The organism is Variovorax sp. Soil_C_12, from assembly GCF_057657375.1.
This window is the reverse complement of the sequence record NZ_JBDGIO010000003.1, coordinates 116,964-142,745: the sequence shown is the minus strand read 5'-3', so window position 1 is coordinate 142,745 and position 25,782 is coordinate 116,964. Positions and strand designations below refer to the sequence as shown.

Sequence of the window (25,782 nt, the reverse complement as noted above, 5' to 3'; positions counted from 1 at the left end):
GGAAAAATCCATGTCCAGTCTGGGGCGCATGCTGGGGGTGCTCGACCTGTTCGACGACACCCGGCTCACGCGCACGGCCGAGGACATCTCGAACGCGCTCGACGTTTCACTGCCCACGGGCTATCGCTATGTGCGGATGCTATTGGAGGCCGGCCTGCTGCAGCGGGTGGAGGACTCCCAGTACACGCTGGGGCCGCGCATCATCCTGCTCGACCACTACATCCGCAAGGCCGACCCGGTGCTGCGCGAAGGCATTGCGGTGATGCGCGAACTGGTCGCGGCGACCGGCTTCGATTGCGTTCTCACCAGCCTGTTCGGCACGCAGGTGCTGGACACCCATCGAGAGATGGGCGGCGCGCCGGCCGCGCTGGCGTATGGGCGGGGACGGCCGCGCCCGCTGTTCCAGGGCGGCGCGCCCAAGGTGCTGCTGGCCAGCTTCACGCCGCAGCAGCTGCGCAAGGTCTTCGATGCCCGGCACGAGGAGATCGTGCGCAATGGCCTGCCGCCGGACTGGAGCGAATTCCGCCGGCACTACGCGGCGATCCGCAGGGCCGGCCACTACGTCTCGATCGGCGAGCTCGAGCCGCAGCTGGCCGCCGTCGCGGCGCCGATCCTCAAGGCCGAAGGCGGTGCCTGGGCAGCGATCTCGCTGGTGTTCGAGACCTCGCGCCTTGCCATCGTCGACATCGACAAGACCGTCCACCTGGTGACCGAGGCCGCAGAGCGGATCGGCAGGCGGCTCGGTTAGGCGTTCAACGGAAAGGTTTCGGCCGTCCGGGCGCCCAGGTTCTCTTTACTTCAACCCCCACCACGGACGGACCATGAAACTCATCAGCTTCCAACACAACAACGGCCAGGACAGCTACGGCGCAGTGCTCGGCGACCGCGTCGTCGATCTGCGCGAAGTATTCGGCGCACGCGCCCCGGACCTCAAGGCGCTGATCGCCGCCGGCCTGCTCGGCGAGGCGGCGGCCGCGCTCGGCTCGGCCGGCGCCACCCTGGCGCTCGCGGAGGTGCGCCTCCTGCCCGTGATTCCCAATCCCGGCAAGATCGTCTGCGTGGGCCTCAACTACGGCGACCACGTGCGGGAGACCGGCCGCGAGATCACCGAGAAACCGACCCTGTTCCTGCGCGTCGCCGAGTCCCAGGTCGCCCATGGCGAAGACATCGTGCTGCCGCCGGAGTCGTCCCGGCTGGACTACGAAGGCGAGATCGCCGTCGTGATCGGCCAGGGCGGCCGACGCATCGCCGAGGCCGACGCCTGGGAGCACATCGCGGGCTATGCCTGCTACAACGACGGCAGCATCCGCGACTGGCAGACGGCCACGCCGCAGTGGACGGCCGGCAAGAACTTCTGGCGCACCGGGGGCTTCGGGCCGTGGATGGTCACGCGCGACGAGATCCGGGACGACCAGGTCATGACGCTGGTGACGCGCCTGAACGGCGAGGAAATGCAGCGCACCACCACGGACAAGCTGATCCACAGCATCCCGCGCCAGATCGCGCACATCTCGGCCTTCACCCCGCTGGCGCCGGGCGACGTGATCGTCACCGGTACGCCCGGTGGCGTGGGTGCCAAGCGCAATCCGCCGGTGTGGATGAAGGCCGGTGACATCGTGGAGATCGAGGTGGACGCCGTCGGCGTGCTGCGCAACGGCATTCGGGCAGAGTAGTAGGGGCCTGTCCGACGCGCGGGGATCACCGCGCGCCAGCGCTGGCCTTCATGCGGCGCAGTGCGCCAGCATTTATTCGCGAGGCAGGTGCATCGTGCAACCGCGCGGCGCAGATTCGGGCGAAATCAGAAGTCGCCGCAAACGCAGCAACTGATGCACGAAGAAGCCCAACGACCCGCCCCATGGATGACCCTGGCATGACCTCGGCACTTGGGTAGACTATGGGTGGGTGTCACACCGCTTTGGTGGGGCAGGTTTGTGCGCTGGTCGGGCCGCCACGCGGTCTCTCTGCGCCCGCACCCCATGCCCAACCACACGATCGAGCTGATGGCCGCTGGCCTCTTTGCAGTAGCGCTCCTTCACACATTCGCAGCCAAGCAGTTCGAGCGGCTGTCGAAGCGCTTCCCGCGCCACGCTGGCGTCTTCCATCTCTTGGGCGAAGTCGAGGTCGTCTTCGGCTTCTGGGCGATCGTGCTGGTCTTGGCTATGGCGGCCATCAGCGGCGGCGACCAGGCCTTGGCATATGCCGAATCGCGGCAGTACACGGAGCCGCTTTTCGTCTTCGTCGTTATGGTGGTGGCCGCGTCCCGGCCCATCCTGCGGGCCGTGATGAGCGCCATCGATTTCGTGGCACGGCGCGTTCCCGTGCGCACGTCGCTGGCGACCGCCTGGCTCGGCCTGGCGGCGGTGCCGCTGCTGGGCTCCGCGATCACGGAGCCCGCGGCGATGACCATTGCGGCCTTGATGCTCGCGCCCCAGGTCTTCAGGCGAGACGTTCCGGAGCGGGTCAAATACCTCGCGCTGGGCGTGCTGTTCGTGAACATCTCCATCGGCGGCACGATGACGTCCTTCGCCGCGCCCCCGGTGCTGATGGTTGCCTCGACCTGGGGCTGGGACAGTGCCTTCATGCTGGTCACCTTCGGGTGGAAGGCGGCCATCGCCGTGCTGCTCAACGCCACCGTCGCGACGGCCGTGCTTCGCAATCACCTTTCTGCGGCGCCGGCGCTCGTGAACCGTGCGACGCTGGAGAAGGTTCCCTTGCCCGTGATGGCGGTGCACCTGGCATTTCTCGTCGGTGTCGTGGTCTTGGCACATCATCCGGTCGCGTTCCTCGGACTCTTTCTGATGTTCCTGGGCTTCACGCAAGCCTACGAACGCCACCAGAGCCCGCTCATCATCAAGGAGGCGCTGCTGGTGGCCTTCTTCCTTGCAGGTCTGGTGGTGCTCGGCGGCATGCAGCAATGGTGGCTGCAGCCCGTCGTTTCCGGTATGTCGCCGAAGATCCTCTTCTTTGGAGCGACGGCCCTGACCGCAGTGACCGACAACGCCGCACTGACCTATCTCGGCTCGTTGATCACGGGCATTTCCGAACCTGCCAAGTACAGCCTGGTGGCCGGCGCGGTCGCCGGAGGCGGCCTGACGATCATTGCGAATGCGCCGAACCCGGCAGGCGTGGCGCTGCTCAAGCGCGGCTTCTCCGACGAGACGATCGGCGCGGGCGGGTTGCTCCTGGGCGCGTTGTTTCCGACACTGATGGCGGTGGCCGCATTCACTCTTTTCTAGGGGATCGGGCGTGGACAACAACCTGCTTCGTGGGTGGCCACTCGAGGCAACAGCCGATGCCACATCATCATCGGTACTGGGCCGCCGTAATGAACTGGCCGAATGATTCGCACCAAACGATGACCGTGTTGTAGGCCGTCGGATCGGCCGATGCCGGCATCGGCACGACGAAGTTCTCGAACGTTTTCACGTCGCCCACGCGCAGCATCTTCGCCTTCAGCCGCAGGAAGTCGGCCTCGGTCTGCACGAACTCCGGCGAAAGGTAAAGCTTGTAGTCAGGTCCAGGCGCGATTCTGCCTGCCAGCGACACCGCGCTCCGGCTCACCGCCACCGTGCCTTCACCCCAGTGCAGAGCGTCGCTGTCTGTCAGGTCGCGCCTGAACCGGCCTGTGAACTGCGCCTGGGCGGCCAGTGCAGTCACCTCGTCCTGCGCGGGCGCGGTCGGCGCCGTGAGGATGGGCAAGACATAGACACCCGCGCCGAAGCCCAGGGCGGCCACGGTCAAGTGCGAAATTACCAGGAGCAGGATCTTCTTCACGGCGGGTAAGGACAGGCGCGCGGACACGGTTACACCTCGCGAACTCGCCAGGGGCCGGGTAGTTTCTCCTCGAAGGGCGCTTGGCCAGGCATGCGGAGGCGCGACGGCGATGACGGGGCGACGGCTTCGCAATTTGACACAGATCAAGCCCGCTTGCAGCAGGGGAGCTATCCTGGTTTGCCCGCCCTGCGACCATATTTGGACAGTGCCATAGGGCGAAGATGAAGCAGCGATCTTTGTGCAACCGGCCGTATCGTCCGGGATGAGAAGCCGATTGCCGACGGCGGGTCGCTCGATGCGTTGATGAAGGTGACGACCACGACGATCTGCGGGACCGATGCCTACGAGCTGTTCGGGCATCAACGCGAGGGTGTGCTGAAGGTGGCGATCAAGCCCTGATGGCGCACAGCGGGACCCCATAAGGGGCGGTCGGCTGCCGTCATCGTGGACGCCCACCGCTGGTTTCCGGTGCTCGCCTTGACGTGCATCAAGCATGCGGCCAGCGCAACGGCCGATGCTTGGAGCCTATGCAGTCGACATTCTCTGCCCCGCGCATGGAATGCCCCGTCGAAGGAGGGCGGCATGCGCCCGAAGATTCGCCATGGCACGCATGTGCCAACGACGATGTACTCGCTGCGCTGGACAGCAGGCACGAAGGCCTCAGCCAGGCCGAGGCCGTGTCGCGGCTGGCTCGACATGGTCCGAACGCGTTGCCCACGGCGCCCACCCGCCACCCGCTGGCCCGATTCCTTGCCCAGTTCCACAGCACGCTCATCTATGCGTTGCTGGCGGCTGCCGCAGCGGCCGCCCTGCTGGGGCACGGGCTCGACGCGGCGGTGATTGTTGCCGTCGTGCTGGTCAACGCGATCGTCGGCTTCCTGCAGGAGGGCAGGGCGGAGAACGCCCTGGCCGCGATCCGGCGGCTGATCTCGCCACGTGCGCATGTGCTGCGCGACGGGAGCCGCCTGAGCGTGCCCGTCGCGGACCTGATTCCGGGTGACGTCGTGCTGCTGGAAGCGGGCGACCGCGTGCCGGCGGATCTGCGGCTGCTGCGGGCGCGCGGCCTGCTGATCGACGAGGCCTTGCTGACGGGCGAGTCGGTCGCCGCGCAGAAGCAGGACCGTCCGGCAGCACGAGATGCCGCGCTCGGCGACCGCCACAGCATGGCTTTCTCCGGCACGATGGTGGCGGCCGGGCAGGCGAGCGGCGTGGTGGTCGCCACCGGCGCACGCACCGAACTCGGGCGCATCAGCGACCTGCTGTCATCGGTGGAGCCGCTGACCACGCCATTGCTGCGCCAGGTCGACCGATTCGGCCGCCGCTTCGCCGCGCTCGTGGCTGCCGGCGCAGCGATCCTCTTCGCCTACGCCGTGTGGATTCGTGAATGGAGCTGGGTCGATGCACTGATGGCCGTCGTGGCGATGGCTGTCGGGGTGATCCCCGAGGGGCTGCCCGCCGTGATCACGATCACATTGGCCATCGGCGTACAGCGCATGGCCGCGCGCAACGCAGTGATCCGCCGGCTGCCTGCCGTGGAAACGCTCGGCGCCACCTCGGTGATCTGCTCGGACAAGACGGGCACGCTCACGCGCAACGAGATGACGGCCTGCCGTGTGGTTGGACCGTCACACACTTTGATGGTCGACGGCGAAGGGTATGCACCTCACGGGCGTCTGCGCACCAGCGGCGACAGCGACGATGCCGACGCCCTGGCCAGCGCGACCGCGCTGCTGCGTTGTGGGATGCTGTGCAACGACGCGACGCTCCATGAGCTTGGTGGGGCATGGACCGTCGTCGGAGATCCGATGGAGGGAGCGCTGCTCGCGCTTGCCGGCAAGGCCGGGCTCGATCCTGACCATGAACGCGGCGAGTGGTTGCGCGTGGACGAGATCCCGTTTGACGCCGCTCACCGCTTCATGGCCACGCTGCACCGCAATCCCGCGCAGGAGTCGGTCGTGTTCGTCAAGGGCGCGCCCGAGCAATTGCTGGAGATGGCGCAGCCGATGTCCGACGCTGTCCGCACACGGTGGGCAACGGCGCTCACCGAAGCTGCTTCGAACGGCGAGCGGGTGCTCGGCTTCGGCGCCAAGCGCATGCCGGCAGGACATGAGCATCTGCACTTCGACGACCTGGCCCGTGGTGTCGAGATACTCGGGCTCGTGGGCTTCATCGATCCACCGCGCCGGGAAGCCCAGCGCGCGATTGCGGAGTGCAGGGCGGCCGGCATCGCTGTCAAGATGATCACAGGCGACCACGCCGATACGGCGACAGCCATCGCCTGGCAACTCGAGCTCGGGGACGAACCGCGCACGCTGACCGGCAGCCAACTCGATGCCGTGCCAGATGCGTCGCTACCAGACGTTGTGGAGAAAACTCACGTGTTCGCGCGCACCAGCCCGCAACACAAGCTGCGCATCGTGCGGGCCCTGCAGTCGCGAGGGCGCGTGGTCGCAATGACTGGCGACGGGGTGAATGACGCGCCATCGCTCAAGCAGGCCGACGTGGGCGTGGCCATGGGCATCAAGGGCACTGAAGCGGCCAAGGAGGCCGCCGAGATGGTGCTGCTCGATGACAACTTTGCCTCCATCGTGAATGCCGTTCACGAGGGCCGGACCGTGTACGACAACATCCGCAAGGTCATTGCCTGGACGCTGCCGACCAACGGCGGGGAAGTGCTGGGCGTGTTGATCGCGGTGCTGTGGGGCTTCGCGCTGCCGATGAGCGCGGCGCAGATCCTCTGGGTGAACCTGGTCACGTCGGTCACGCTGGGCTTGGCGCTCGCCTTCGAGCCGCCCGAACCCGGCGTGATGGCCCGGCCTCCACGGCATGCCGATGCGCCCCTGCTCTCGCGATTCATGCTGTGGCGAGTCGTGCTGGTGTCCTCCATCTTTGCCATCGTGACGCTGGGACTGCTTTTCCATGTGCTGGGTCGCGGCGACAGCCTCGACACCGCGCGCACGCTGGTCGTCAACGCGGTGATGGCCATGGAAGTGGCCTATCTCTTCAACGTGCGCTATCTCGGCATGCGATCGTTCACGCTGCGCGGGGTGATCGGCACGCCAGCCGTGTTAGCCGCGGTGGGGACCTTGGCAACCATGCAACTGGCCTTCACCTACCTGCCGGTGATGAACCAGCTCTTCGCGACGCAACCCTTGGCGGTGGTCGATCTGCTGCTCGCGGGCGGCGCGGGCGTCGCCTTACTGTTGCTGCTCGAGGCCGAGAAGGCACTCGTTCGGCGACTTCCACGTCTCCGAGAATCCGCATCATGAGCGCCGACCGTACTCCACGTTGTGGGGCGGCTGAGGTGATGGGATGGTGCTGTGCGCAGGCGTTCCGCGACCTCCGGATCAGGAGAACCGATGAAGATACTCATCGCCGCTGACGGAAGCATCTACACCGAGAGAATGCTGACCCACCTGGCCAAGCACGACGAATGGCTGAGCGACGTGCACCGCTACACGGCAGTTCACTGCGTCGAGCCCATGCCTCCGCGCGCTGCCGCGTACCTCCGGAGCGATGTCCTGCTGCTCTACTACGCAAGCGAGTCTGAGCGGGTGTTCGAGCCGATCAGGGCGTTCTTCAGACGCCATGAACTCGATCCGGACTTTGTCAGCAGGGTAGGGAGTCCCGCGCGGGTTATCGCGACGATGGCCGGCGACGACCGGTTCGACCTGATCGTGATGGGGTCGCACGGTCATGGGGCGATTGCCGGGCTTCTGATGGGATCGGTGACGGTCAAGGTCCTCGCCTTGAGCAAGGTGCCCGTCCTCATCGTGCGTTGAAGCAGAGCCCGCCGGCGTTCGCGTACAGATCTTCGATTCGATACGCCGCAGTGTCTTCGCCCCGCGCACCTGGACGGCTTCGCGCCTTGCCTTAGCCTGAGTGCAGTCTCAGGGTCCGGACAGGGGGGCACAATCGGGCAACGGTAGACCCCCCGCATGCACCACGAACCTGATTTTCTTGCGCATCTGCGCAGCGAGCTGTCCAGCTGGCGCCTCTGGCTCGACCGCACGATAGTGCTTACCTATGCGGTGGCGGCCGGGGGCTTCGTGGTCTTGTTCACGTTCCTCAGCGATTGGGCCAGCGCCAGGTTTCTCCAATTGCACGGCTGGAACCCATGGCTGGTGCTGTTGGCGACGCCGCTGCTCACAGCAGGCATTGTCTGGACTACGCGCCGCTGGTTTCCCACCACTGCCGGTTCCGGCATTCCTCAGGTCAAGGCTGCATTGCACTCGGAGCTGCCGGGGGGCGCTGAGCATCTGTTTGTTTCTCTGCGTTTGACGCTGGCCAAGATGGCGCTGGGCATGGCTGGCTTTGCGGCAGGCCTGTCGATCGGACGAGAAGGGCCATCAGTGCAAGTGGCCGCCGGCGTGATGCTGCATGCGCGCCGCTGGCTTTCGTCCAACACCTCGATCGATGCGCGCGGGCTCCTGCTCGCGGGTGGCGCGGCCGGGATTGCCGGCGCTTTCAATGCCCCATTGGCCGGCGTCGTGTTCGCCATCGAGGAGCTCTCGGGGCGCATCGAAGCTCGTGCGAGCGGGCTGATCATCACGGCGATCGTCCTTGCCGGCCTTGTCGCGGTGTCCGCCTTTGGTAACGCAAGCTACTTCGGGGTGATCAAGGTGCCATCGCTGGGGTGGGAGATGGTCGGGCCTGGCTTGGTGATTGCCCTCATTAGCGGCGTGGCGGGTGGCCTGTTTTCTCGATTGCTGATCGCGTCCATCACGGGTGCGCCGGAGCGCGTCACGCGTTGGCGGGCTCGGCATCCCATTCGATTCGCGGCGTTGTGCGGGCTGGCCATTGCTGTGATTGGACTGGTCACGGGCGGCGTGACGTTCGGTTCGGGCTCCGAGGTTGTGAAGCACATGCTGCAGGGGCATACGGAAGTCACTCCTGTCGCCACCGTGCTCAAGTTCATCGCCACATGGCTGTCGGCCTGGTGTGGCGTGCCCGGCGGCATCTTCGCGCCATCTCTGTCGATTGGCGCCGGCATTGGCCAGGCGGTCGCGCAGGCCTCCGGCTCTGGCCTCGGACCTGCACTGATCGCCATCGGCATGGCGGCCTTTCTGGCTGCCGTGACGCAGGCACCGCTCACGGCGTTCATCATCGTCATGGAGATGGTCGACGGCCATGCCATGGTGTTGAGCCTGATGGCGGCAGCACTGATGGCAAGCCTGGTTTCGCGCATGATCAGCCGGCCGTTGTACGACACGCTGGCCCGGCACATGGTCGCGTCGTTGAGCACGTGGCGGGAAACGGGCCCCCCTCCGCATGCGGCTGACGCGGTGCGTGTGTCGGAGCACGCGACAGAGGCGAAAGGTCCACCTCGATAGGTTGGCATTGCAAACCTCGAATCCTTTATCCGCAGCGCCGAGTCGGACAGCATCGCCGAAGCAATGCGCCGGCTGGGCCTCACGCCCGCTTCTGTCAGTCGCAACGTTGCGCGGCTCGAGGCCATCTCTTGTTGTGCGCCTGTTCCAGCGCAGTACGCGGCGGCTCACGCTCATCGAGGCGGGGGAGCGTTTCCTGCAGTCGGTGGCGGGCGGGCTCGAAGACATTCAAAACACGATCGCCGGTGTGTCCGCCGATGCTGGGCAGGCCAGCGGGGTGCTCAGGGTCAGCGTGTCGCCGGGCTTCGGCGTGGACCAAAAGTGCCGCTGCTCCGGGGCATCTATGCGACCTTTTCCGCCGTCTGCTTCCTTGCGTACTGGGCCGGCGGCATGACGGGCCACGGTCGACTACCTGCACTGGCCCGTGTTCGCGCCGCTCTTCATGCTGCTGCTCGTGGCGACCAGCGCCGGGTCCACCGGGTGTGGCATCAAGATGGTCCGGGTTCTCATCCTCGTCAAGCAGGCGCGGCGCGAGATGACCAGCCTCGTGCATCCGCGCGCTCGGCACCGTCGGTCCGGCCGCCAACTTCGGCGGCCTGACGAACTTCCAGCTGTGGGTCTGCACCTTCGCGATGGTGCTGGGCCGGCTCGAGATGCTGAGCTTCATCGCACTGCTGACGCCCTCGTTCCGGCGCAAGTGAGGACGGGTCCGGCCCTCGCGGGCGATGCCTCTAACATCCTCTCATGTACATCGGTCATTTCGCCATCGGCCTGGCATTGAAGGCACGCTATCCGGCGGTGCCCGCCTTGCCCCTCGTGCTCGGCGCGGGCTTCCTGGACATTCTCGACGGCCTCTTCATCGTTCTGGGCTGGGATCGCGTCACGCCGAACCTGCTCGCCGGCCCGTACCTCTTCTTCGACAACACCTTCATCGACTGGGACCACTCGTTGCTGGCCGCATTCTTCTGGTCGGCGATCTGGGGCGCGCTGTTCCTGCGGGAAAGGCGGGTTGCGGCCCTGGCCTTCGTCGCGTCCCTGTCGCACTTCGTCGCGGACTGGGCCGTGCACAACGACGACCTGGCACTGTATCCACACGCCGAGACCCATTGGGGCTATGGGCTGTGGGGCAAGCTGGGCACTGGATCGTGGGTTCTGGAAGGTGTGTTCGCTGCGGCCCTGGTCGCGTACGCATGGGCGACGAGCGCTCGTCGCGGCGTCAGCCTGTTCTGGCCTGCGATCGTGCTCGTCGTCCTGTTCCTCAGCCTGTCACCGTGGCTTTCGCCCATGAAGCAGGTCGCGGGCCTGAACGAACCCTGGGCGCATCTGCTGCAGGGCAGCTTGGTCACCCTCGGTTTTCTCGTTCCCGGAACCCTGCTGATAGGGCTTGTCGACAAGGCGGAAAGCAAGGCGGGGCGCCGCGCTTGGCTTGGGGAATAATCCATTTTCTGCCGCTGACCGCTCCACCGGGCGAGCCGGCAGCGCCAGCAAAGGACAGGGATGTCGGTCAAGAAGCGGAACAACGTCAAGGTTCTAGGCAACGGGCCTGCCACGATGGTCTTCTCGCACGGATTCGGATGCGACCAGAACATGTGGCGCTTCCTGGCGCCGCAGTATGCCTTGCGCTTTCGCACCGTCACCTTCGACCTGGTCGGCGCGGGACAGTCGGAGATCGCAGCCTATAACCCCGTCAAGTACAACCACCTGTCCGGCTACGCAGACGACCTGCTGGAGCTGATCGACGAGTTCGCCGATGGGCCGGTCATCTTCGTCGGGCACTCCGTGAGCGCCATGATCGGCCTGCTGGCCGGCATCCGCGCCCCGGAACGCTTTGCAGGCCACGTGATGATGGGTCCGTCGCCGTGCTACATCAACGATGCGGACTACGTCGGCGGCTTCACCAGGGAAGACATCGACTCGCTGCTGGACACGCTGGAGTCGAACTACCTGGGCTGGGCCAGCAGCATGGCGCCCGCCATCATGGGTGCGCCCGAGCAGCCGGAGTTGGGCGTCGAACTCACGAACAGCTTCTGCCGCACCGACCCCGACATCGCCAAGCAATTCGCGCGCGTCACCTTCCTGTCGGACAACCGGGCCGATGTGCCCAAGCTCACCGCGCCGACCCTTATCGTCCAGTCCAGCGACGACCTCATTGCGCCTGTCGCCGTCGGCGAATACATGCATCGACATCTTCCGAACGCCCTGCTTCGCGTGGTGGAGAACGTGGGCCACTGCCCGCACCTGAGCGCGCCCTGCGCAAGCGCCGACGCGGTGGATGAATTTCTCGCGACCCTGCGGCTTCGATGAATGGCCGAGCACGTTCCCGAACTGCCGGACGCCGAGCAGCTCTTCGATGAGTTCCCGACGGGCCTGCTCGTCACCACCGTCACCGGCACTATCCTGAAGGTCAACAAGACCTTCTGCGCCTGGCTCGGCATGGAACGCGACGAGCTGGTCGGCAGGAAGCGGCTCCAGGAACTCTTCACGATGGGCGGCCGCATCTTCCACCAGACCCACTGGCTGCCGACCCTGGACATGCAGGGTTCCCTGTCCGAAGTGAAGCTCGACCTTCGCCACAAGGACGGGCACACCATTCCGATGATGCTCAACGCGATTCGGCGTGCCACGGGGGCCGGCAGCTACGACGAGGTCTCGATGGTGGTCGCCGAGGAGCGCAACAAGTACGAGCGCGAGCTCCTCGCCGCGCGCAAACGCGCCGATGACCTGGTGACGAAGGAACGCGAAGCCCAGGCCGCGCTGAAGGTGACGCAGGCCCGGCTCCGGCAGGCCTTGAAGCTGGGCAATCTCTTCCTCTGGGACGTGGATGCGGCATCGGGCGTGCGTCGCTACGAAGACGACGTGGCGCGGCTGCTCGGATTCGCTTCGCCACAACCCGTGAGCGATGCGCTCTATGCCGCCGCGGTTGCGCCGGACGACCGGGAGAGCGAGCGCCGCGCCATGGAATGCGCGCTGGATCGGACCGAGGACGTCTACAACTGCACCTACAGGCTCGACGGCGTCGATGGCGTTCAACGGACCGTGGCGTCCACGGGGCAGGGGTTCTTCAACGATGACGGCAGCCTGGTCTACTTCATCGGCGTGCTGAGCGACATCACCGAAGCGACCCGCGAGCACGCGCGCGCCCACGACAGGGCGCTTTTCGCAGAGCAGATGGTGGGCATCGTCAGCCACGACCTGCGCAATCCGCTGTCCGCCATCCTCATGGGCGCGAAGCTGCTCGCGCGTGGAGAGACCTCCGCCGACAGGCTTCGCGTGCTCGGCCATGTCGACAGCTCGGCGCAGCGCGCCCAGCGCCTGATCGAGGAACTGCTCGACTTCACGCTCGTGCGAGTCGGGCGCGGCCTGGCGGTCGCCGCCGCGAGCCTTGACCTGCATGCCTTGGCCGCAAAGATCGTGGAGGAGCTCGCGCTTGCATTCCCCGACCGCACCATCGTCCACCACGCCGAAGGCACAGGCCACTGCGTCGCCGACGCGGACCGCGTAGCTCAGCTCCTCGGCAACCTGGTGGGCAATGCGATGGCGTACGGCGAGCCCGGCGGCACCGTGACGGTGACCTCCACGCTTCGGGGGGAAATGGCCAGTCTCTCCGTACACAACTGGGGCGAGCCCATCGCGCCCGAGGTACAGGCATCGCTCTTCGAACCCATGGTACGGGGCGATTCCGCGGGGAGCGCCGCGCGCAGCGTGGGACTGGGCCTCTTCATCGTGCGAGCCATCGCACGTGCGCACGGGGGAGACGTGCGGGTGAGCTCGTCGCGGGTCGATGGCACTACTTTTACGTTCAGCTTTCCGAGGGGGCGAGCGGATTCCCCCGCTGCTACCTCGAATTGAGCCTCGCGGCCGGAACAAGCCCGGGTTCACGCCGGTGGCTGGGGGGATCGATGCACATTCAGGCAGTACGCGAAGAACTCCTCGAGTTCTGTGGACTTGTCGAAGATGGCGTCCGCGCCGGCCTGTTTGGAGGCGGTCCGCATGGCCTCTGTGGCGGAGTTCGTCAACACGACAACGCGTTGGCGCGGTTCCCGTCCCAGGGCCCACTCCAAGACGCCGAGGCCATGCCCTTCCTTCAGGAAGAGATCCACCACCGCCAGATCCCATTCACCCTTGTGCTTGGCGAGCCAGTCGATGGCCTGCGCTTCCGTCTCGGCCGTCGCCATGACGCTCGCGGAACCGAGATTCGCCAGGGCAGGCACCAGATGCGCACGGATCCTCGGGTTGTCTTCGACGAGGAATACTGAAAGCGCAGCCATAGAGGGATTCCCTTTGCTTTGGGAAACCACCCTAGCGATGCCGGCTCCGACGCAGGTGAGCACTCATGACATTGCGGGGTAGGAATGATTCCTGACAGAGGCTTCACCCGATCGTGCCCCGATCTTGAAGAGGCGGTGCGCTTGGCGCACGCCGCTCAGGCGCGGGATACTATGGCAACCGAGAGCCGGTTGCGCGAGGGCGTGAAAAGGAGGCGAGTTCCGTGAAATACCCGAAGTACACGACCACGGTCATCGGCGCGCACAGCGTGCCCGACTGGTACGAAGCCCTCGACCGCCTGATCGCCGTCGGGCACCTTGCGCTGGGGGCGATGGCCGATGCACAGTACCGCGCGACACAGGCGGCGGTCCTGGACCAGGAGCTCGCTGCCATCGACGTGATCACCGGCGGCGAGATGCACAGGCGCACGCACAACCGCCACTCCCCGCCCAACGCGATGCTGAACTTCTTCTGGCAGAAGATCCCCGCGTTCCAGGGCAGCACGCGGCCGAAGCCGATCACCCGGCACGACCCCGACGTGTTCCATCCGGCGGCCACGTGCCGCTCCCGCATCGGCCACGACATCGACCTGGGCCTGGTCGACGAATTCCACATGGTGTCCGCCTTGACGAGCCGGCCGGTGAAGATCACGATGACCGGGCCCCTGATGCTCGCGAAGATCGCCTATGACGACTACTACGGCGACATCGGCGCCATGATGTCCGACATCGCCAAGCTGCTGAGCCGCAACTTCCGCCTGCTGGCCGCGGCAGGCTGCAAGAACATCCAGCTTGACGAGCCGCTCTTCACGGTCTGCGAGGAAGACGAGGTCGACGCTGCCATCGCGGCCATCAACATGGCGATCGAGGGACTCCCCGAAGACGTCCACGTCTCCGTCCATGTATGCCAGGGCAACTACGCCGTCGGCAAGGAATACGACGGCCAGATCGGACACCGGTACTTCGACCACGGCCGCTACAAGGCCGACAAGATATGCGGCATCGACTGCACGTCGCTCCTGGTCGAACACGACATGATGCATCACTACGAGGGGCGGGTCGGCAACAAGCAGCTGGGCGTCGGGGCGGTGGACGTCCAGGACCCGAAGGTGGAAAGCGGCGAACTGGTGGCCGAGCGGATCCTGGCCTACGGATGGCTCGCACCCGAGCAGACGATCATCACCAGTTCCTGTGGCTTGAACCATCTGCCGAGGAAAACGGCCTTCGGCAAGCTCAAGGCCATGACCGAGGCCAAGCGAGTGCTGGGTGGCTGACCCTCCTGAAAGAGACGCCGTCTCGCCCCGCCGCAGCGAGGAGCTGCTGGCGCTCGCCCAGGAGGCGGGTCGGCTGGGACTTTTCGAGTGGGAGGTGCCGACCGGCGTCGTGCGCCTGTCGGAGCGTTTCCTGGCGCTGTACGGCCTGGCCCAATTCGATGGACGTTACAACACCTGGCTCGCGTGCATCTTTCGCGAGGACCGCATCCGCATCTCGCACCTGATCGAGACGGCCCTTTCGGAAGGCGCGGGGGAGCTCCATTGCGAATTCCGCATCAGCCGGGGCACCGACCAGGCTGTGGTCTGGATCGAGGCGCGCAACCTCATCTTCTACGACGCCAATGGGTGTGCTTTGCGGGTGGTCGGCGTACACGTCGACGTCACGGAGCAGAAGCGGGCCATTGTTCAGTTGCGCGCCTTCACGGAAACGCTGGAAGAGCGCGTCAGGGAACGCACCCGGGAACTGGAGATCGAGTTCGCGGCGCGGCACAAGGCCGAAGAATCGCTGCGCCAGACGCAAAAGATGGAGACGGTCGGTCAGCTGACCGGCGGCATCGCGCACGACTTCAACAATCTCCTGACGGTGGTGCTCGGTGGACTCGAAGTGATCGGGCGGCAGCTTTCGCACCTTCCGGAATCGCCTCCGGTGGCGCGCATCAGGAAGGCGCGGGAGATGTCCGTTCAGGGGGCGCGTCGCGCTGCCGCCCTGGTCCATCGCCTGATGGCTTTCTCGCGCCAACAGCCCCTCACGCCGACCGTCGTCGATGCCGACAAGCTGGTCGGAAACATCTGCGAGCTGCTGCGCCGCACCCTGGGTGAGACGATCACGCTCGAAACGGTCTCGGCCGCAGGCCTCTGGTCGTGCGATGTGGACGCCAACCAGCTTGAGAATGCCATCGTCAACCTCGCGGTGAACGCGCGCGACGCAATGCCTCAAGGCGGCAAGCTGACCATCGAAATGGCCAACTGCCACCTGGACCAGGACTATGTCAGCAAGCTCACCGATCCGGTTCTGCCGGGCCCGTACGTGATGGTGGCGGTGACGGACACGGGAACCGGCATGAGCCGCGCCACGGTCGAACGGGCCTTCGAGCCCTTCTTCACGACCAAGGATGTCGGCAAGGGAACCGGCCTGGGCCTGAGCCAGGTCTATGGCTTCGTTCGCCAGTCGTCCGGCCATATCCGGATCTACAGCGAGATCGGCGAAGGCACCACGATCAGGATCTACCTTCCGCGCTATCTGGGCGACGCCCGCAACGTCGCGCCTCCTGCCGCCCTGCCTGCCGAAGCACCGAAAGCCGTCGGCGACGAGTGCGTGCTGGTGGTGGAAGACGACGTCGGGCTCAGAGGGCATGCCACCGAGACCCTGCGTGAACTGGGGTATCGCGTCCTGGAGGCCTCGAACGGCTCGGAGGCCCTGCAGATCGTGAGCGGTGACGCCGCGATCGATCTGCTGTTCACCGACGTCGTGATGCCGGGCGGTGTCAATGGCCGTCAACTCGCCGATGAGGCCGCCCGCAAGCGCCCGGGCCTCAAGGTGCTTTTCACCACGGGGTATGCGCGCAACGCCATCGTCGAGCATGGGCGCCTGGATGCCGGCATTTCCTTGATCACCAAGCCCTATTCATTCCACGAACTCGCAGCCAAGGTACGGGAACGACTGGATCTTTGAGGCGGGGCATGGAGCCTCTCGACGATCGGAAGATCAGAAGGCGTGCCGGAGGCCGAAGTCGTAGCCGTAGGAACTGCGAGGCTCCATGCCGCCGGTGCTGACATAGGCAGGCTGAGGCAGGATGGCCGGGAGACTCAGCACCAGCGGGGTGACGCCCATCACCGTCGGATTGTTGTGGCCGTTTCGCACGCGGATGCGCGCCACCGACGCATACAAGGCCGTGCGCTTGGACAGGTGGTGCACATAGCCCAGTGCCAGCTTGTTGACCGAGGCATCGCTGTCCGGCAGGCCGTTGCCGTTCTTGAAGTTCACCCGCGCCAGCGATGCGCGGATGACGCCCGGCCCCACCGGCACATTCACGCCGGCGACGAGGCCGTCGTAGCGGTCCGTCAGCCGGATGGGAAGGGCCGCGGTGCCATCGCGCACATCGCGCACGCGCGACCATTCGCCGAGGACCTTCGCCACCCCGAAGTCGTAGGAGCCGCCGATGTTCAGGCTCTTGATCTTCTCGCCACCGGGTAGGGTGCTGACCAAGGTGCTTTCGCCATAGCCCAGCGCCACGTCGGCCTTGCTGTCGGTCCAGCCCAGGCGGCCGCCCACATAGCGCCCGCGCTCGGACGTACCGGCGAGCGCGGTGCTGACATCCACGTTCTCGTGAAGCGCGTACTGCACCTGTCCGTAGAAGCCGCCCAGTCCCGGCGGCAGGAAGTAGCTGACGGCATTGCTCGTGCGCAGATAGCTGTCCGTGCCGGCGGACAGCCCCCCGCCCAGAAGCCCGCCCGTGGCCAGCGCTCGGGAAGCCGCCAGGTTACTGTTGACCACCGCGATCAGATTGGTGCCGACGCCATTGACGCCGAAGGGATCGAACACGGCATCGTTCCAGAAAGAGGCGGTGTAATCGCGGCCCAGCCGAATCTCGCCGAAGGGGCCGGAGAGGCTCACGGTGGAGCGACGGCCGAAGTTCGCGATGCCGCTGGCGCCCGAGTCGTTGGCCACCGGCGCTTCCAGCCAGAAGCTCGCCGCCAGCCCGCCGCCCAGGTCTTCGGTCCCTCGAAAGCCGAACCTGCTGGAGTTGTAGCCCGAGCTCGACAGCACCTTCTGGCTTTGCGTCACCTCCCGCGGCGGCGTCAGGCCCCAGGATCGGCTCTTGACGCTGTAGTAGCTGATGCCGGCATCCACGACGCCGAACATGGTGACGGACGATTGTGCCGCGGCAGTTCCCGCAGCGGCGAGCGCGCACAGCGCCAGCACGTTTTTCTTCATGGTTTGTTTCTCCTCATAGTGAATGGTCATGCGCGTTCAGGCCCGGCGCAGCGACCGCCGATGACGATGCGGCGGATCAGGGCACCAGGACGGTCGATCCGGTGGTCTTGCGCGACTCCAGGGCGCGATGGGCTTCGGCCGCATCCGCGAGCGCGAACACCTGCTTGGGCTCGCTGACGATGCGCCCGGCCAGCACGTGGTCGAACAGTTCGCGGGCCATGTCCAGCATGTGGGCGCGCGGCTGGATGTAATGCACCATTGCCGGCCGCGTGACCCAGAGCGAACCCTTGGCGGCCAGCATCTGCGAGTCGATCACCACCGGGCCCGACGATGTGCCGTTGCTGACCAGCGAGCCGCGGGGCTGCAGGCAGTCCAGCGAGGCCGCGAGCGTGTCCTTGCCCACCGAGTCGTAGACCACCGGCACGCCCTTGCCGTCGGTGATCTCCTTGACGCGCTGGACGATGTCCTCACGCGAAGTCACGATGGTGTGGGCGCAGCCGTTGGCCTTGGCGAGCTCGGCCTTCTCGTCGGTGCTGACGGTGCCGATCATGGTCACGCCCATGGCGCGCGCCCATTGGCAGGCGATGAGGCCCACGCCGCCGGCCGCCGCGTGGTAGAGGATGGTCTCGCCGCCCTGGAGCGGAAACACCTGGCGGAACAGGTACTGCGCCGTCATGCCCTTCATCATCAAGGTGGCGGCCGTGCGGTCCGACACGCCGTCGGGCAGCGGGATCAGCACCTCGGCCGGCATCACGCGGACCTGCGAGTACGCGCCCTGCGGCCCGATGAGGTAGCCCACGCGGTCACCCACCCGGATGTCCGTCACGCCCGGGCCCACGGCTTCGACCACGCCCACCGCATCGGAGCCCAGCCCGTTGGGCAGCGCGAGCGGATAGCGCCCGGTCCGGAAATAGATGTCGATGAAGTTCAGCGCGATGTAGCTGTGGCGCACGCGGGCCTGGCCGGGGCCGGGATCGCCGACCTCGACGTCTTCCAGCTTCAGCACCTCGGGCGTGCCGGTCTCGTAAAAGCGGATGGCTTTGGCCATGTCATGTCTCCTGTTTTTTCGGTGTCGAGGCGCCCGGCATGCAGCACCTTCTGGCGGTGGCGTCGACGCTCAGTCGAGCTTGATGTTGAAGGTCTTGACGATGTCGGCGTTGCGGTCGAATTCCTCCCGCAGTTGGCTTTGCGCCTGGGCCAGCGAACGCTCCGGCATCGGCTCGAAGCCGGCACCGATCAGGCGCTCGCGCACCGTTGCATTCGCCGCGACCTTCTGCAGCGCCGCATGAATCTTCTCGGCCACCGGTGCCGGCATCTGCGACGAGGCGATCACGCCGGTCCAGTTGCTGAAGTTCAGCGCCGGGTAGCCCAGCTCCGCGAGCGTGGGCACGTTGGGAAACTCCGGCAAGCGGGCCTTGGTCGCGACCGCCAGCAGCCGCACCTTGCCGGCAGCGATCAGGTTCTTGGAGGTGACGGCCCCGTCGAACATGAGCGGAACCTGGCCGCCCATCAACTGGGCCAGGGCCGGCGCCGACCCCGGGTAGGGCACATGCTGCATGTCCAGCCCCGCCGCCTTGTTCAGGATGGCGCCGGCGTACTGGGATGCCGTTCCCGCGCTGTAGGAGGCATAGGACACCTGGCCGGGATGCGCCTTCACGTAGGCGATGGCCTCCTTCGCGTCCTTGGCCGGGAACTGCGGCGAAGAGATGAAGAGCATGGAGGAGAGCGCCATCAGCGAGAGGGGCTTGACGTCCTTGAGCGGATCGAAGCCGCCCTTGAGCACGTGCGGCACCTCGGTGAGCACGTTGCTGGCCGTCACCATCAGCGTCTGGCCGTCCGCCGGCTGCGAGAGCAGGTACTTCACCGCAATGGAGCCGCCGGCGCCCGGCTTGTTCTCGACCACCACCGGCTGGCCGATGTCGCGCGAGAGCTGATCGCTCACGATGCGCGCCATCACGTCGATGGTGCCTCCCGGCGGCGCAGGCACGATCATCTTGACCGGCTTGTCGGCGAAAGCAGATGCCGAAGCCGGCAGCAGCCCGGCGGCGGCGAGCGCGGCACACAAGGCGAGATTGAAAAAGCGCTTCATGGAGTCTCCTGTGCCGCGCTCAGGCGGCCTTGCGCAGGAAGCCTTGCTGGCCGCCATTGCGATTGGGTGCGAAGCCGTTGGCCAGCAGCGTCTCTTCCACCGAGTCGTAGAACACACCGATCTTGCAGATCTCGCGCGCCTGCTGCGCGGTCGCGATGGGCCGGCCGAACTCGCCGGCGATGCGCACCAGCTGCTCGATCTGCGCCACGGTGCCGATCTTTGCGGTGCGCGACTGGTTCCAGAGGTTGTCTTCGGTGCCGCAGCGCACATGCAGCCCCATGGCGATGCCCATCATGTTGACCGGCAGCACGTTGAGCACCGAGCTTTCCACCGTCAACATCGCGCCATCGGGCACGGCCCGCACGAAGTTGGCGAGGTTGTAGATGTTCGGCGCGTCCATGCCTCCGCCGATCGCCACCCAGTTCAAGGCCAGCGGGCCCTTGTAGATGCCGCGCCGCATCAGGCGCTCGACCGACTCGAAGCTGTTGATGTTGTAGCACTGGAAGGCGCTCTGGATGCCCGCGGCCGACAGGCGGCGGATGTGCTCCTCGGCCCAGCCGGGCTGGGCCGGCACGGTCATCTCCTTGTAGGCATTGAAGACGGCCGGATCCTCCATCGAAGTCCCCTGGATGTCCCGGGCGTCGAACTGCTCCAGGATGTTCATCTGCGAGGTGTTGATCGTCACCGTCACCTGGTCGGGCTTGGGGTCCAGTTCTGCCAGCATGTGGCGCGTGTCGTCGCTCAGCCACTTGGCGGCTGCGCCGTCCGTCTCGGGCGCAAAGCTGATGGAGCCGCCCACCTGAATGATCATCTCCGGCACACGGGCGCGCACGCCGGCGATCAGCTCGTTGAACTTGGACAGCCGCTTGGAGCCCTTGCCGTCCAGTTCGCGCACATGCAGGTGCAGCACGGTGGCGCCGGCTTCATAGCAGTCCACCGCCTTCTGAATCTGCTCCTCCATCGTCACGGCGATCTCGCCGGGAAAATCGGAAGGCACCCACGAGGGCGCGTAAGGCGCCGCGGTGATGACCAGCGGCTGCTGGTTTTCGGGGAACAGGTGACCGTCGAGGAAGTTCATTGAATGCTCCGGGGGGAATGTCGAGGGATAAGGCGGCAGGGATGGGCGGCAGGGATGGGCGGCAGGGGATGGGCGGCAGGTCAGAAGGTCGGCGTGCCGATGATTCCTGCGCGTTCCATCTTGCGATGGCAGGGTGGGTAGTCCATCACCGCGTAGTGCTGCGTGGCCCGGTTGTCCCAGATCGCCACGCTGTTGGGCTGCCAGCGCCAGCGCACCTGGTACTCGGGAATCGTGGCCTGGCCGAGCAGGTACTGCAGCAGCGACGACGAGCCCTGCACGAAGTCCTGCCCGTAGCGCACGTTGGCCGGCGTGTGGAAGTTGGTGAAGTGCGTGGTGAAGCTGTTGACGAACAGCACCTTCTCGCCCGTTTCGGGGTGCGTGCGAACCACGGGATGCTCGGCGTCCGGGAACTGTGCCTTGAGCGTCAACCGCTTCTCGGCCGGCATGGCCGCGCCGAAGGTCGCCTCGATGCTGTGGCGTGCCCGCAGCGGGGCGATTAGCGTCTTGATGTGCTCGGGCAGCCTTTCGTAGGCCAGCGCCATGTTCACCCACATGGTGTCGCCGCCCACGGGCGGGCACTCGATGCAGCGCAGCACACAGCCCATCGGCGGCACCTCGCGCCAGGTCGCGTCCGTGTGCCAGCTGTTCTCATAGCGATCGTTGGGGGCATCGGGCGTCTTGTAGATGCGCACCAGCCCGGGGTGCTCGGGATCGCTGCCGGCAACGGGGTGGTCTTCCAGTTCGCCAAAGCGGCGAGCGAAGGCCACGTGGTCCTCGCGGCTGAAGGTCTGGTCGCGCAGGAACAGCACCTTGTGGCGCAGCAGTGCGGCCTTGATCTCCGTGAACAAGTCCTCGCTGCGAACGGCGTCGGCAAGACTGACGCCGTGCAGCTGTGCGCCTATGGCGCATGTGAGTGCTTCGATCTTCATGTTTGTCTCCTTCTTTGCCTCGAGCTTCAGGGGGCTCGGACAGTGATCGAACTGTAGGAGTCGCGCTGTGTTGGCGCTTTGCAATTGATGCCTTTCGCTTGACATTTCGTGCCAAAATCGCCTCCCCACGGAAGGGCTTCACGATGACGGCCTTGGTGCGCGCAGCCGCGCTGACGAACTTCTCTGAAGTTGCACAGGAGCTCGGATTCGATCCGGGCGCGGCGCTGCGCAGGGCGGGACTGCGAGCCGAGCTCATCCGCCAACCGGACCAGCTGATCGAAGCGGATCGGGTAGCGCGCCTGTTCGAGGATGCTGCCCACAGCACCGGCTGCGAGTCCTTCGGTCTGCGCATGGCCGCGCGGCGCCAGCTGTCCAACTTCGGCGTGGTCAGCCTGCTGCTCATGCACCAACCCACGCTGCGGCAGGTGCTGCTGACGCTCATCGAGCACTTGCATTTGCTCAACGAGCGCTTGGCGATCCAGGTCGAGGACGTCGGGGATCGGGTGGTCCTGCGCGAGGAACTGCTGCTTCCGGGTGCCGCTCGCCAGTCCATCGAATTGGCGATCGGCGTTCTCTACCGCATGGGCGAGGTGCTTCTTCGGGAGCGCTGGCTACCGACGAGCGTCAGCTTTGCGCACGAGCCGCCGGCGAACCTGGCCTTTCATCGCCGCTTCTTCAAGTGCCGCGTCGAGTTCAACGGCGCCTTCAATGGGCTGGTGTGCCGCGCCGCGGATCTGGATGTGGCCAATTCGGCGGCCGATCCGGTGCTGGCCGAACATGCCAGGAAGATGATTGCGGCGCTGCCTGACGATCGGCAGCGCTCCATCGACCAGGAGGTTCGCAAGGCCATCTACCTGATGCTGCCGACGGGCCGCGCGACGTGCAAATCCGTCGCCTCCGGCTTGGGGATCAGCATGCGCACCTTGCAGCGAGAGCTCGATGAACATGGATTCACCTTCAAGGCCTTGATCAATGAAGTGCGGCAGGAGCTCGCGCGCCGCTATGTCGCCAACACCCACCACAGCCTTGGCGAGGTGGCGGCGATGCTGGGCTACACCACGCACAGCGCATTCACCCGATGGTTCGGCACGCAGTTCGGCTGTTCTCCGGAAGCGTGGCGCACCCGCTCGGCACCATCGACAAGAGTGCTTTCTCCGTAACAGCGCCGCTTGTCGGATTTCAACTTTCTTCGGAGGTGTTGATATGACGTCTCAAGACTGCGAAAAGATGAGAAAGAAGTGGGCCGAAGATCTGAAGGCCGCCGGCAAGACCGCCCTGTCGGGAAAGCTGCTCGACATCGACAGTGCGTTGAGTGCGCTCTGGAGCACCTACCAGGGCTCGAAGCTCGGGCTGGCAATTCTTCTGGAAATGATCGACAGGTGGCACGGCGAGCATGCCGGTGCGGGCGCATCAGACAAGACCTGGCAGGCGGTGACCGCCCTGGAAAGGTGGGCTGCGGGTGTCTATCACCAGAGCACCGCCACGGTGAACGCCAGGGGAAGCGATTTCGGGCAGAAGGTGATCGCTCAACGGGCCGTCGTTCTGAAGAGTGGGCAGCTGCCGTTGAAGATCAGCTATCACATTCAGCAAAGGCAACAGTGGCCCAATGAGAAGATGAAGACGTACACGTGGTCGACCTACCTGGAGGTGGCGGAGCATGGCTCTGTGGTTCTTGTCCGAGTCTTCGCGGCCTACGACCCGGGCGGTGCGAAGAGCGAGGCAATCAAGCAATCCATGAAGAACGTGATTGAAAGCTACTGGAACGTTGCCAAAGTGGATCTGGGCGACGGTCGGAGACCGAGAGACCTGCAATTCGATCTGACCTGGGTGGACCCAGGCGCCGGTTCTTACCGTCAACTCATCGTGCCGAAGACGACACCCGTCGGCCTTCCGCCCAAGGCATTGAGCGCCATGAATCCGACGGAACTGAAGGCGTGGAGAGACCAGGTGTCCGAAACGCGAGGTGCCGGCGCCAGCCTGAGCAAATGGGATGTGGACGATCGGGTGGAAGTGATCCACGAGTTCGGCCACATGATCGGCAATCCCGACGAATACTATGTGAAGAGCTTCGAGAATGTCCCGTCGCCTTATCGAGCGGACATCTACGACAAGCCGGGCTTTACCACCGACAGCATCATGAACAACACGGACAACTACGACAAGAACAACAACAAGTCCTACGGAAAGATCCACCTGCGGCATTTCGACACGGTGAAGCGCGCCATTGCGGAATACCTCATGTGTACGGGCCGGAGTGGAAGCACCGTGACCATTACCCTGTGACGGGGCGCACCGGATTGCCAGCGCCTCGGTCGATCCTTCGAAGCGGCACCTGCATTTCAGCCGCGCGCGCCCGCAGCTGACCACACCCGCCGTCGACATCCTGGCCCGCTGAATAGCGCAGCTTGGTCAGGATGCCGCGCTGGTGCAGCGTACGGGCCATGCGCTCGCAGCGCTCCCGCGAGGGGCGGCTGAACGCCACGCCATCGACTGCGTTGAAGGGGATCATGTTCAGCACGCCGTATTTGCCGGAGAGCAGCTTCACGATCCCTTCCATCTCCTCTTCACTGTCGTTGACGCCTTCCAGCAGCGTCCACTGGTATTGAATGGGGTAGCCGCTGGCCCGGGCGTAGCGTTCGCATGCGGCAACCAGTTCCCCGGGTGTCATGTTCGGCGCGCGCGGAAGGAGCCTTCTGCGCAACTCGGCCTTGGTCGTGTGCAACGAGAGCGCCAGCCCGGGCTTCACGGATTGCTGGTGCAGCCTCTCGAACGCGCGTGGATCGCCCACGGTGGAGAAGACCAGGTTCTTGTGGCCGATGTTGCCCACCGTGCCGAGCAGGTCGATCGCCTCCATCACGTTGTCGAGGTTGTGGGCCGGTTCGCCCATGCCCATGAACACCACCTTGCGTACCGGCCGGCGCAGGCGGGCGAGGGCAACCTGGGCAACGATCTCGGCGCTGCCCAGCTGGCGCAGCAATCCGTCGCGGCCCGTCATGCAGAACCGGCATCCGACGGCGCACCCCACTTGCGACGAGACGCACAGGCCGTCCCGAGGCAGCAACACGCTCTCCACCATCTGACCGTCCGCGAGGGCGACCAGCAGCCGTTCGGAACCATCGGCGCCGGGATGGACCGCGTGGATGCGCGCCAGGCCTGCCAGCTCGGCTTCGATGGCGGGCAGGGCGGCCAGGAGCGACGACGGAAAGAAGCTGTCCGGCCGGCGCCTTCCGCTGTTGCGGGGGAGGGCGTGGGACCACAGCCGCAGGATGCGGTGCTCGTGGCTGGGGCCCGCTCCGGCTTCCCGTAGTCGGCGTTTGATTTCGTGGATTCGCATGCGCTGCCTTTTTGAACACGTGAGTGTCGCACCCGGCGCATGAGCGCTGCCTCGCACAGCTGCCCGGCGGAATCCGCCAGGCAAATCGGCGGCGTCCGACACATGGCGTGCGCTGGACAGGAAATGCTGCCTGCATCCATAGCGTCTGCAAGGGGAGCCGCCATGATCCGAAAGCTGGCATCGGGCCCATCGGGCCCATCGGGCCCATCGGGCCAACGCGCCGCGGCGCTCACGGTGATCGCCTGCGTGCTCTCCAGCTGCGCAATCGCCCCGACGCCGCGTGAGCGGCCCGCGCAAGGCGCCCCTTCGGAGCTGCGTTCGTCACGTGAGGCCTCGCCGCCATCGAGCGCGCCGACGCCGGCTGCGAAACCATCCTCGGCCGGCAAGTCCGGCCTCGACCGCAGCGGCAGCAAGCAGGTCGGAAAGGCGTCCTTCTACGCTGACAAATTCGCCGGCCGCAAGATGGCGGACGGCACCCGCATGAATCCGCGCGACGACAACGCTGCCAGCAAGACGCTGCCCCTCGGGACCACCGCCAAGGTAACCAACCTGGAGACGGGGCGCAGCGCGGTGGTCACCATCCAGGATCGCGGTCCGTTCGTGAAGGGGCGCATCGTCGATCTCTCGCCCGCCACGGCACGCGAGATCGGTCTTTCGCGAGAAGACGGACTGGCGCAGGTCGAGGTCACCCCGTTGTCGATACCGGAGCCTGATGGAACGAAGGGCGGCGGCGTGGCGACGCGTTGACGAGATCCTGGGCGAAGACGTTCACCC

The 25,782-nt window shown here is 65.8% G+C and carries 22 protein-coding genes and 1 pseudogene; 15 read left to right on the top strand and 8 right to left on the bottom strand.

All coding sequences use genetic code 11. The annotated features are described in order from the left end of the window. Positions 1-10 precede the first annotated feature (10 nt). The 3 genes from AC3A6X_RS09340 to AC3A6X_RS09330 all read left to right on the top strand — a co-directional run bounded on the left by AC3A6X_RS09340 (position 11) and on the right by AC3A6X_RS09330 (position 3,236). Positions 11-748 carry an IclR family transcriptional regulator gene (locus AC3A6X_RS09340; protein WP_487841938.1) on the top strand — a complete coding sequence of 246 codons (738 nt, stop codon included), beginning with the start codon at positions 11-13 and terminating at the stop codon, positions 746-748. A 73-nt stretch (positions 749-821) separates the two neighbouring features. Continuing rightward, the gene (locus AC3A6X_RS09335; RefSeq protein ID WP_487841937.1) at positions 822-1,673 is read left to right on the top strand and encodes a fumarylacetoacetate hydrolase family protein; all 852 of its coding nucleotides are present in this window, start codon (positions 822-824) and stop codon (positions 1,671-1,673) included. Positions 1,674-1,976: 303 nt separating this feature from the next. Next, positions 1,977-3,236, top strand: a complete 1,260-nt coding sequence (locus AC3A6X_RS09330; RefSeq protein WP_487842421.1) for a putative Na+/H+ antiporter — start codon at positions 1,977-1,979, stop codon at positions 3,234-3,236. A gap of 67 nt (positions 3,237-3,303) precedes the next feature. Here AC3A6X_RS09330 and AC3A6X_RS09325 read toward each other — a convergent pair whose 3' ends face one another. Further along, the gene (locus AC3A6X_RS09325; protein ID WP_487841936.1) at positions 3,304-3,801 is read right to left on the bottom strand and encodes a DM13 domain-containing protein; all 498 of its coding nucleotides are present in this window, start codon (positions 3,799-3,801) and stop codon (positions 3,304-3,306) included. 527 nt (positions 3,802-4,328) lie between these two features. Here AC3A6X_RS09325 and AC3A6X_RS09320 point away from each other — a divergent pair. The 7 genes and pseudogenes from AC3A6X_RS09320 to AC3A6X_RS09290 all read left to right on the top strand — a co-directional run bounded on the left by AC3A6X_RS09320 (position 4,329) and on the right by AC3A6X_RS09290 (position 12,953). Then, the gene (locus AC3A6X_RS09320; protein WP_487841935.1) at positions 4,329-7,043 is read left to right on the top strand and encodes an HAD-IC family P-type ATPase; all 2,715 of its coding nucleotides are present in this window, start codon (positions 4,329-4,331) and stop codon (positions 7,041-7,043) included. A gap of 90 nt (positions 7,044-7,133) precedes the next feature. Beyond that, positions 7,134-7,556 carry a universal stress protein gene (locus AC3A6X_RS09315; RefSeq protein ID WP_487841934.1) on the top strand — a complete coding sequence of 141 codons (423 nt, stop codon included), beginning with the start codon at positions 7,134-7,136 and terminating at the stop codon, positions 7,554-7,556. Positions 7,557-7,712: 156 nt separating this feature from the next. Further along, positions 7,713-9,107: a chloride channel protein gene (locus AC3A6X_RS09310; RefSeq protein WP_487841933.1), complete on the top strand. Its 1,395-nt coding sequence runs from the start codon at positions 7,713-7,715 to the stop codon at positions 9,105-9,107. A 394-nt stretch (positions 9,108-9,501) separates the two neighbouring features. Continuing rightward, positions 9,502-9,805, top strand: a pseudogene (locus tag AC3A6X_RS09305) (TrkH family potassium uptake protein); the annotation flags it as partial. Positions 9,806-9,848: 43 nt separating this feature from the next. Continuing rightward, positions 9,849-10,541, top strand: coding sequence for a hypothetical protein (locus AC3A6X_RS09300; protein ID WP_487841932.1), 693 nt, complete (start codon positions 9,849-9,851; stop codon positions 10,539-10,541). A 60-nt stretch (positions 10,542-10,601) separates the two neighbouring features. Continuing rightward, a complete protein-coding gene (locus AC3A6X_RS09295; RefSeq protein ID WP_487841931.1) occupies positions 10,602-11,408 on the top strand; it encodes an alpha/beta fold hydrolase in 807 nt (268 codons plus the stop codon). After that, a complete protein-coding gene (locus AC3A6X_RS09290; protein WP_487841930.1) occupies positions 11,409-12,953 on the top strand; it encodes a sensor histidine kinase in 1,545 nt (514 codons plus the stop codon). 26 nt (positions 12,954-12,979) lie between these two features. On the opposite strand, the gene AC3A6X_RS09285 is transcribed toward AC3A6X_RS09290, so the two are convergent. Then, entirely contained in the window at positions 12,980-13,372 is a 393-nt protein-coding gene (locus AC3A6X_RS09285) for a response regulator (RefSeq protein WP_487841929.1), read from the bottom strand. A 221-nt stretch (positions 13,373-13,593) separates the two neighbouring features. Here AC3A6X_RS09285 and AC3A6X_RS09280 point away from each other — a divergent pair, with 221 nt between their 5' ends. Together AC3A6X_RS09280 and AC3A6X_RS09275 are read left to right on the top strand one after the other, a co-directional pair. Then, the gene (locus AC3A6X_RS09280; protein WP_487841928.1) at positions 13,594-14,643 is read left to right on the top strand and encodes a uroporphyrinogen decarboxylase/cobalamine-independent methonine synthase family protein; all 1,050 of its coding nucleotides are present in this window, start codon (positions 13,594-13,596) and stop codon (positions 14,641-14,643) included. Continuing rightward, positions 14,636-16,315, top strand: coding sequence for an ATP-binding protein (locus AC3A6X_RS09275; RefSeq protein ID WP_487841927.1), 1,680 nt, complete (start codon positions 14,636-14,638; stop codon positions 16,313-16,315). Before AC3A6X_RS09280 ends, AC3A6X_RS09275 begins: the two co-directional genes overlap by 8 nt. Before the next feature lie 33 nt (positions 16,316-16,348). Here AC3A6X_RS09275 and AC3A6X_RS09270 read toward each other — a convergent pair whose 3' ends face one another. The 5 genes from AC3A6X_RS09270 to AC3A6X_RS09250 form a co-directional block, all read right to left on the bottom strand. Next, positions 16,349-17,578 (bottom strand): porin, encoded by a 1,230-nt coding sequence (locus tag AC3A6X_RS09270; RefSeq protein WP_487841926.1) that lies wholly within the window; start codon positions 17,576-17,578, stop codon positions 16,349-16,351. 76 nt (positions 17,579-17,654) lie between these two features. Further along, complete coding sequence (locus AC3A6X_RS09265; RefSeq protein WP_487841925.1) at positions 17,655-18,626, bottom strand: quinone oxidoreductase family protein; 972 nt, start codon at positions 18,624-18,626, stop codon at positions 17,655-17,657. A gap of 69 nt (positions 18,627-18,695) precedes the next feature. After that, a complete protein-coding gene (locus AC3A6X_RS09260; RefSeq protein WP_487841924.1) occupies positions 18,696-19,667 on the bottom strand; it encodes a Bug family tripartite tricarboxylate transporter substrate binding protein in 972 nt (323 codons plus the stop codon). Positions 19,668-19,686: 19 nt separating this feature from the next. Beyond that, positions 19,687-20,745 carry a beta-keto acid cleavage family enzyme gene (locus AC3A6X_RS09255; protein WP_487841923.1) on the bottom strand — a complete coding sequence of 353 codons (1,059 nt, stop codon included), beginning with the start codon at positions 20,743-20,745 and terminating at the stop codon, positions 19,687-19,689. Between the two features lie 80 nt (positions 20,746-20,825). Beyond that, positions 20,826-21,674, bottom strand: a complete 849-nt coding sequence (locus AC3A6X_RS09250; RefSeq protein WP_487841922.1) for a TauD/TfdA dioxygenase family protein — start codon at positions 21,672-21,674, stop codon at positions 20,826-20,828. A 143-nt stretch (positions 21,675-21,817) separates the two neighbouring features. On the opposite strand from AC3A6X_RS09250, the gene AC3A6X_RS09245 reads away from it, so the two are divergent. Both AC3A6X_RS09245 and AC3A6X_RS09240 read left to right on the top strand, forming a co-directional pair. Next, positions 21,818-22,834: an AraC family transcriptional regulator gene (locus tag AC3A6X_RS09245; protein WP_487842420.1), complete on the top strand. Its 1,017-nt coding sequence runs from the start codon at positions 21,818-21,820 to the stop codon at positions 22,832-22,834. A 43-nt stretch (positions 22,835-22,877) separates the two neighbouring features. Further along, complete coding sequence (locus AC3A6X_RS09240) at positions 22,878-23,957, top strand: hypothetical protein (protein WP_487841921.1); 1,080 nt, start codon at positions 22,878-22,880, stop codon at positions 23,955-23,957. Here AC3A6X_RS09240 and AC3A6X_RS09235 read toward each other — a convergent pair. Beyond that, positions 23,947-25,008, bottom strand: a complete 1,062-nt coding sequence (locus tag AC3A6X_RS09235) for an RNA methyltransferase (protein ID WP_487841920.1) — start codon at positions 25,006-25,008, stop codon at positions 23,947-23,949. The genes AC3A6X_RS09240 and AC3A6X_RS09235 overlap by 11 nt on opposite strands. A gap of 234 nt (positions 25,009-25,242) precedes the next feature. On the opposite strand from AC3A6X_RS09235, the gene AC3A6X_RS09230 reads away from it, so the two are divergent. Continuing rightward, positions 25,243-25,755, top strand: coding sequence for a septal ring lytic transglycosylase RlpA family protein (locus tag AC3A6X_RS09230; RefSeq protein ID WP_487841919.1), 513 nt, complete (start codon positions 25,243-25,245; stop codon positions 25,753-25,755). Positions 25,756-25,782 lie beyond the last annotated feature (27 nt).

Excerpts from the sequence above, each read along its gene's own strand:
- AC3A6X_RS09340 (WP_487841938.1), top strand. The coding sequence starts at position 11 with ATGTCCAGTCTGGGGCGCATGCTGGGGGTGCTCGACCTGTTCGACGAC.
- AC3A6X_RS09335 (WP_487841937.1), top strand. The coding sequence starts at position 822 with ATGAAACTCATCAGCTTCCAACACAACAACGGCCAGGACAGCTACGGC.
- AC3A6X_RS09330 (WP_487842421.1), top strand. The coding sequence starts at position 1,977 with ATGCCCAACCACACGATCGAGCTGATGGCCGCTGGCCTCTTTGCAGTA.
- AC3A6X_RS09320 (WP_487841935.1), top strand. The coding sequence starts at position 4,329 with ATGGAATGCCCCGTCGAAGGAGGGCGGCATGCGCCCGAAGATTCGCCA.
- AC3A6X_RS09315 (WP_487841934.1), top strand. The coding sequence starts at position 7,134 with ATGAAGATACTCATCGCCGCTGACGGAAGCATCTACACCGAGAGAATG.
- AC3A6X_RS09310 (WP_487841933.1), top strand. The coding sequence starts at position 7,713 with ATGCACCACGAACCTGATTTTCTTGCGCATCTGCGCAGCGAGCTGTCC.
- AC3A6X_RS09300 (WP_487841932.1), top strand. The coding sequence starts at position 9,849 with ATGTACATCGGTCATTTCGCCATCGGCCTGGCATTGAAGGCACGCTAT.
- AC3A6X_RS09295 (WP_487841931.1), top strand. The coding sequence starts at position 10,602 with ATGTCGGTCAAGAAGCGGAACAACGTCAAGGTTCTAGGCAACGGGCCT.
- AC3A6X_RS09290 (WP_487841930.1), top strand. The coding sequence starts at position 11,409 with ATGGCCGAGCACGTTCCCGAACTGCCGGACGCCGAGCAGCTCTTCGAT.
- AC3A6X_RS09285 (WP_487841929.1), bottom strand. The coding sequence starts at position 13,372 with ATGGCTGCGCTTTCAGTATTCCTCGTCGAAGACAACCCGAGGATCCGT.
- AC3A6X_RS09270 (WP_487841926.1), bottom strand. The coding sequence starts at position 17,578 with ATGAAGAAAAACGTGCTGGCGCTGTGCGCGCTCGCCGCTGCGGGAACT.
- AC3A6X_RS09265 (WP_487841925.1), bottom strand. The coding sequence starts at position 18,626 with ATGGCCAAAGCCATCCGCTTTTACGAGACCGGCACGCCCGAGGTGCTG.
- AC3A6X_RS09260 (WP_487841924.1), bottom strand. The coding sequence starts at position 19,667 with ATGAAGCGCTTTTTCAATCTCGCCTTGTGTGCCGCGCTCGCCGCCGCC.
- AC3A6X_RS09255 (WP_487841923.1), bottom strand. The coding sequence starts at position 20,745 with ATGAACTTCCTCGACGGTCACCTGTTCCCCGAAAACCAGCAGCCGCTG.
- AC3A6X_RS09250 (WP_487841922.1), bottom strand. The coding sequence starts at position 21,674 with ATGAAGATCGAAGCACTCACATGCGCCATAGGCGCACAGCTGCACGGC.
- AC3A6X_RS09245 (WP_487842420.1), top strand. The coding sequence starts at position 21,818 with ATGACGGCCTTGGTGCGCGCAGCCGCGCTGACGAACTTCTCTGAAGTT.
- AC3A6X_RS09240 (WP_487841921.1), top strand. The coding sequence starts at position 22,878 with ATGACGTCTCAAGACTGCGAAAAGATGAGAAAGAAGTGGGCCGAAGAT.
- AC3A6X_RS09235 (WP_487841920.1), bottom strand. The coding sequence starts at position 25,008 with ATGCGAATCCACGAAATCAAACGCCGACTACGGGAAGCCGGAGCGGGC.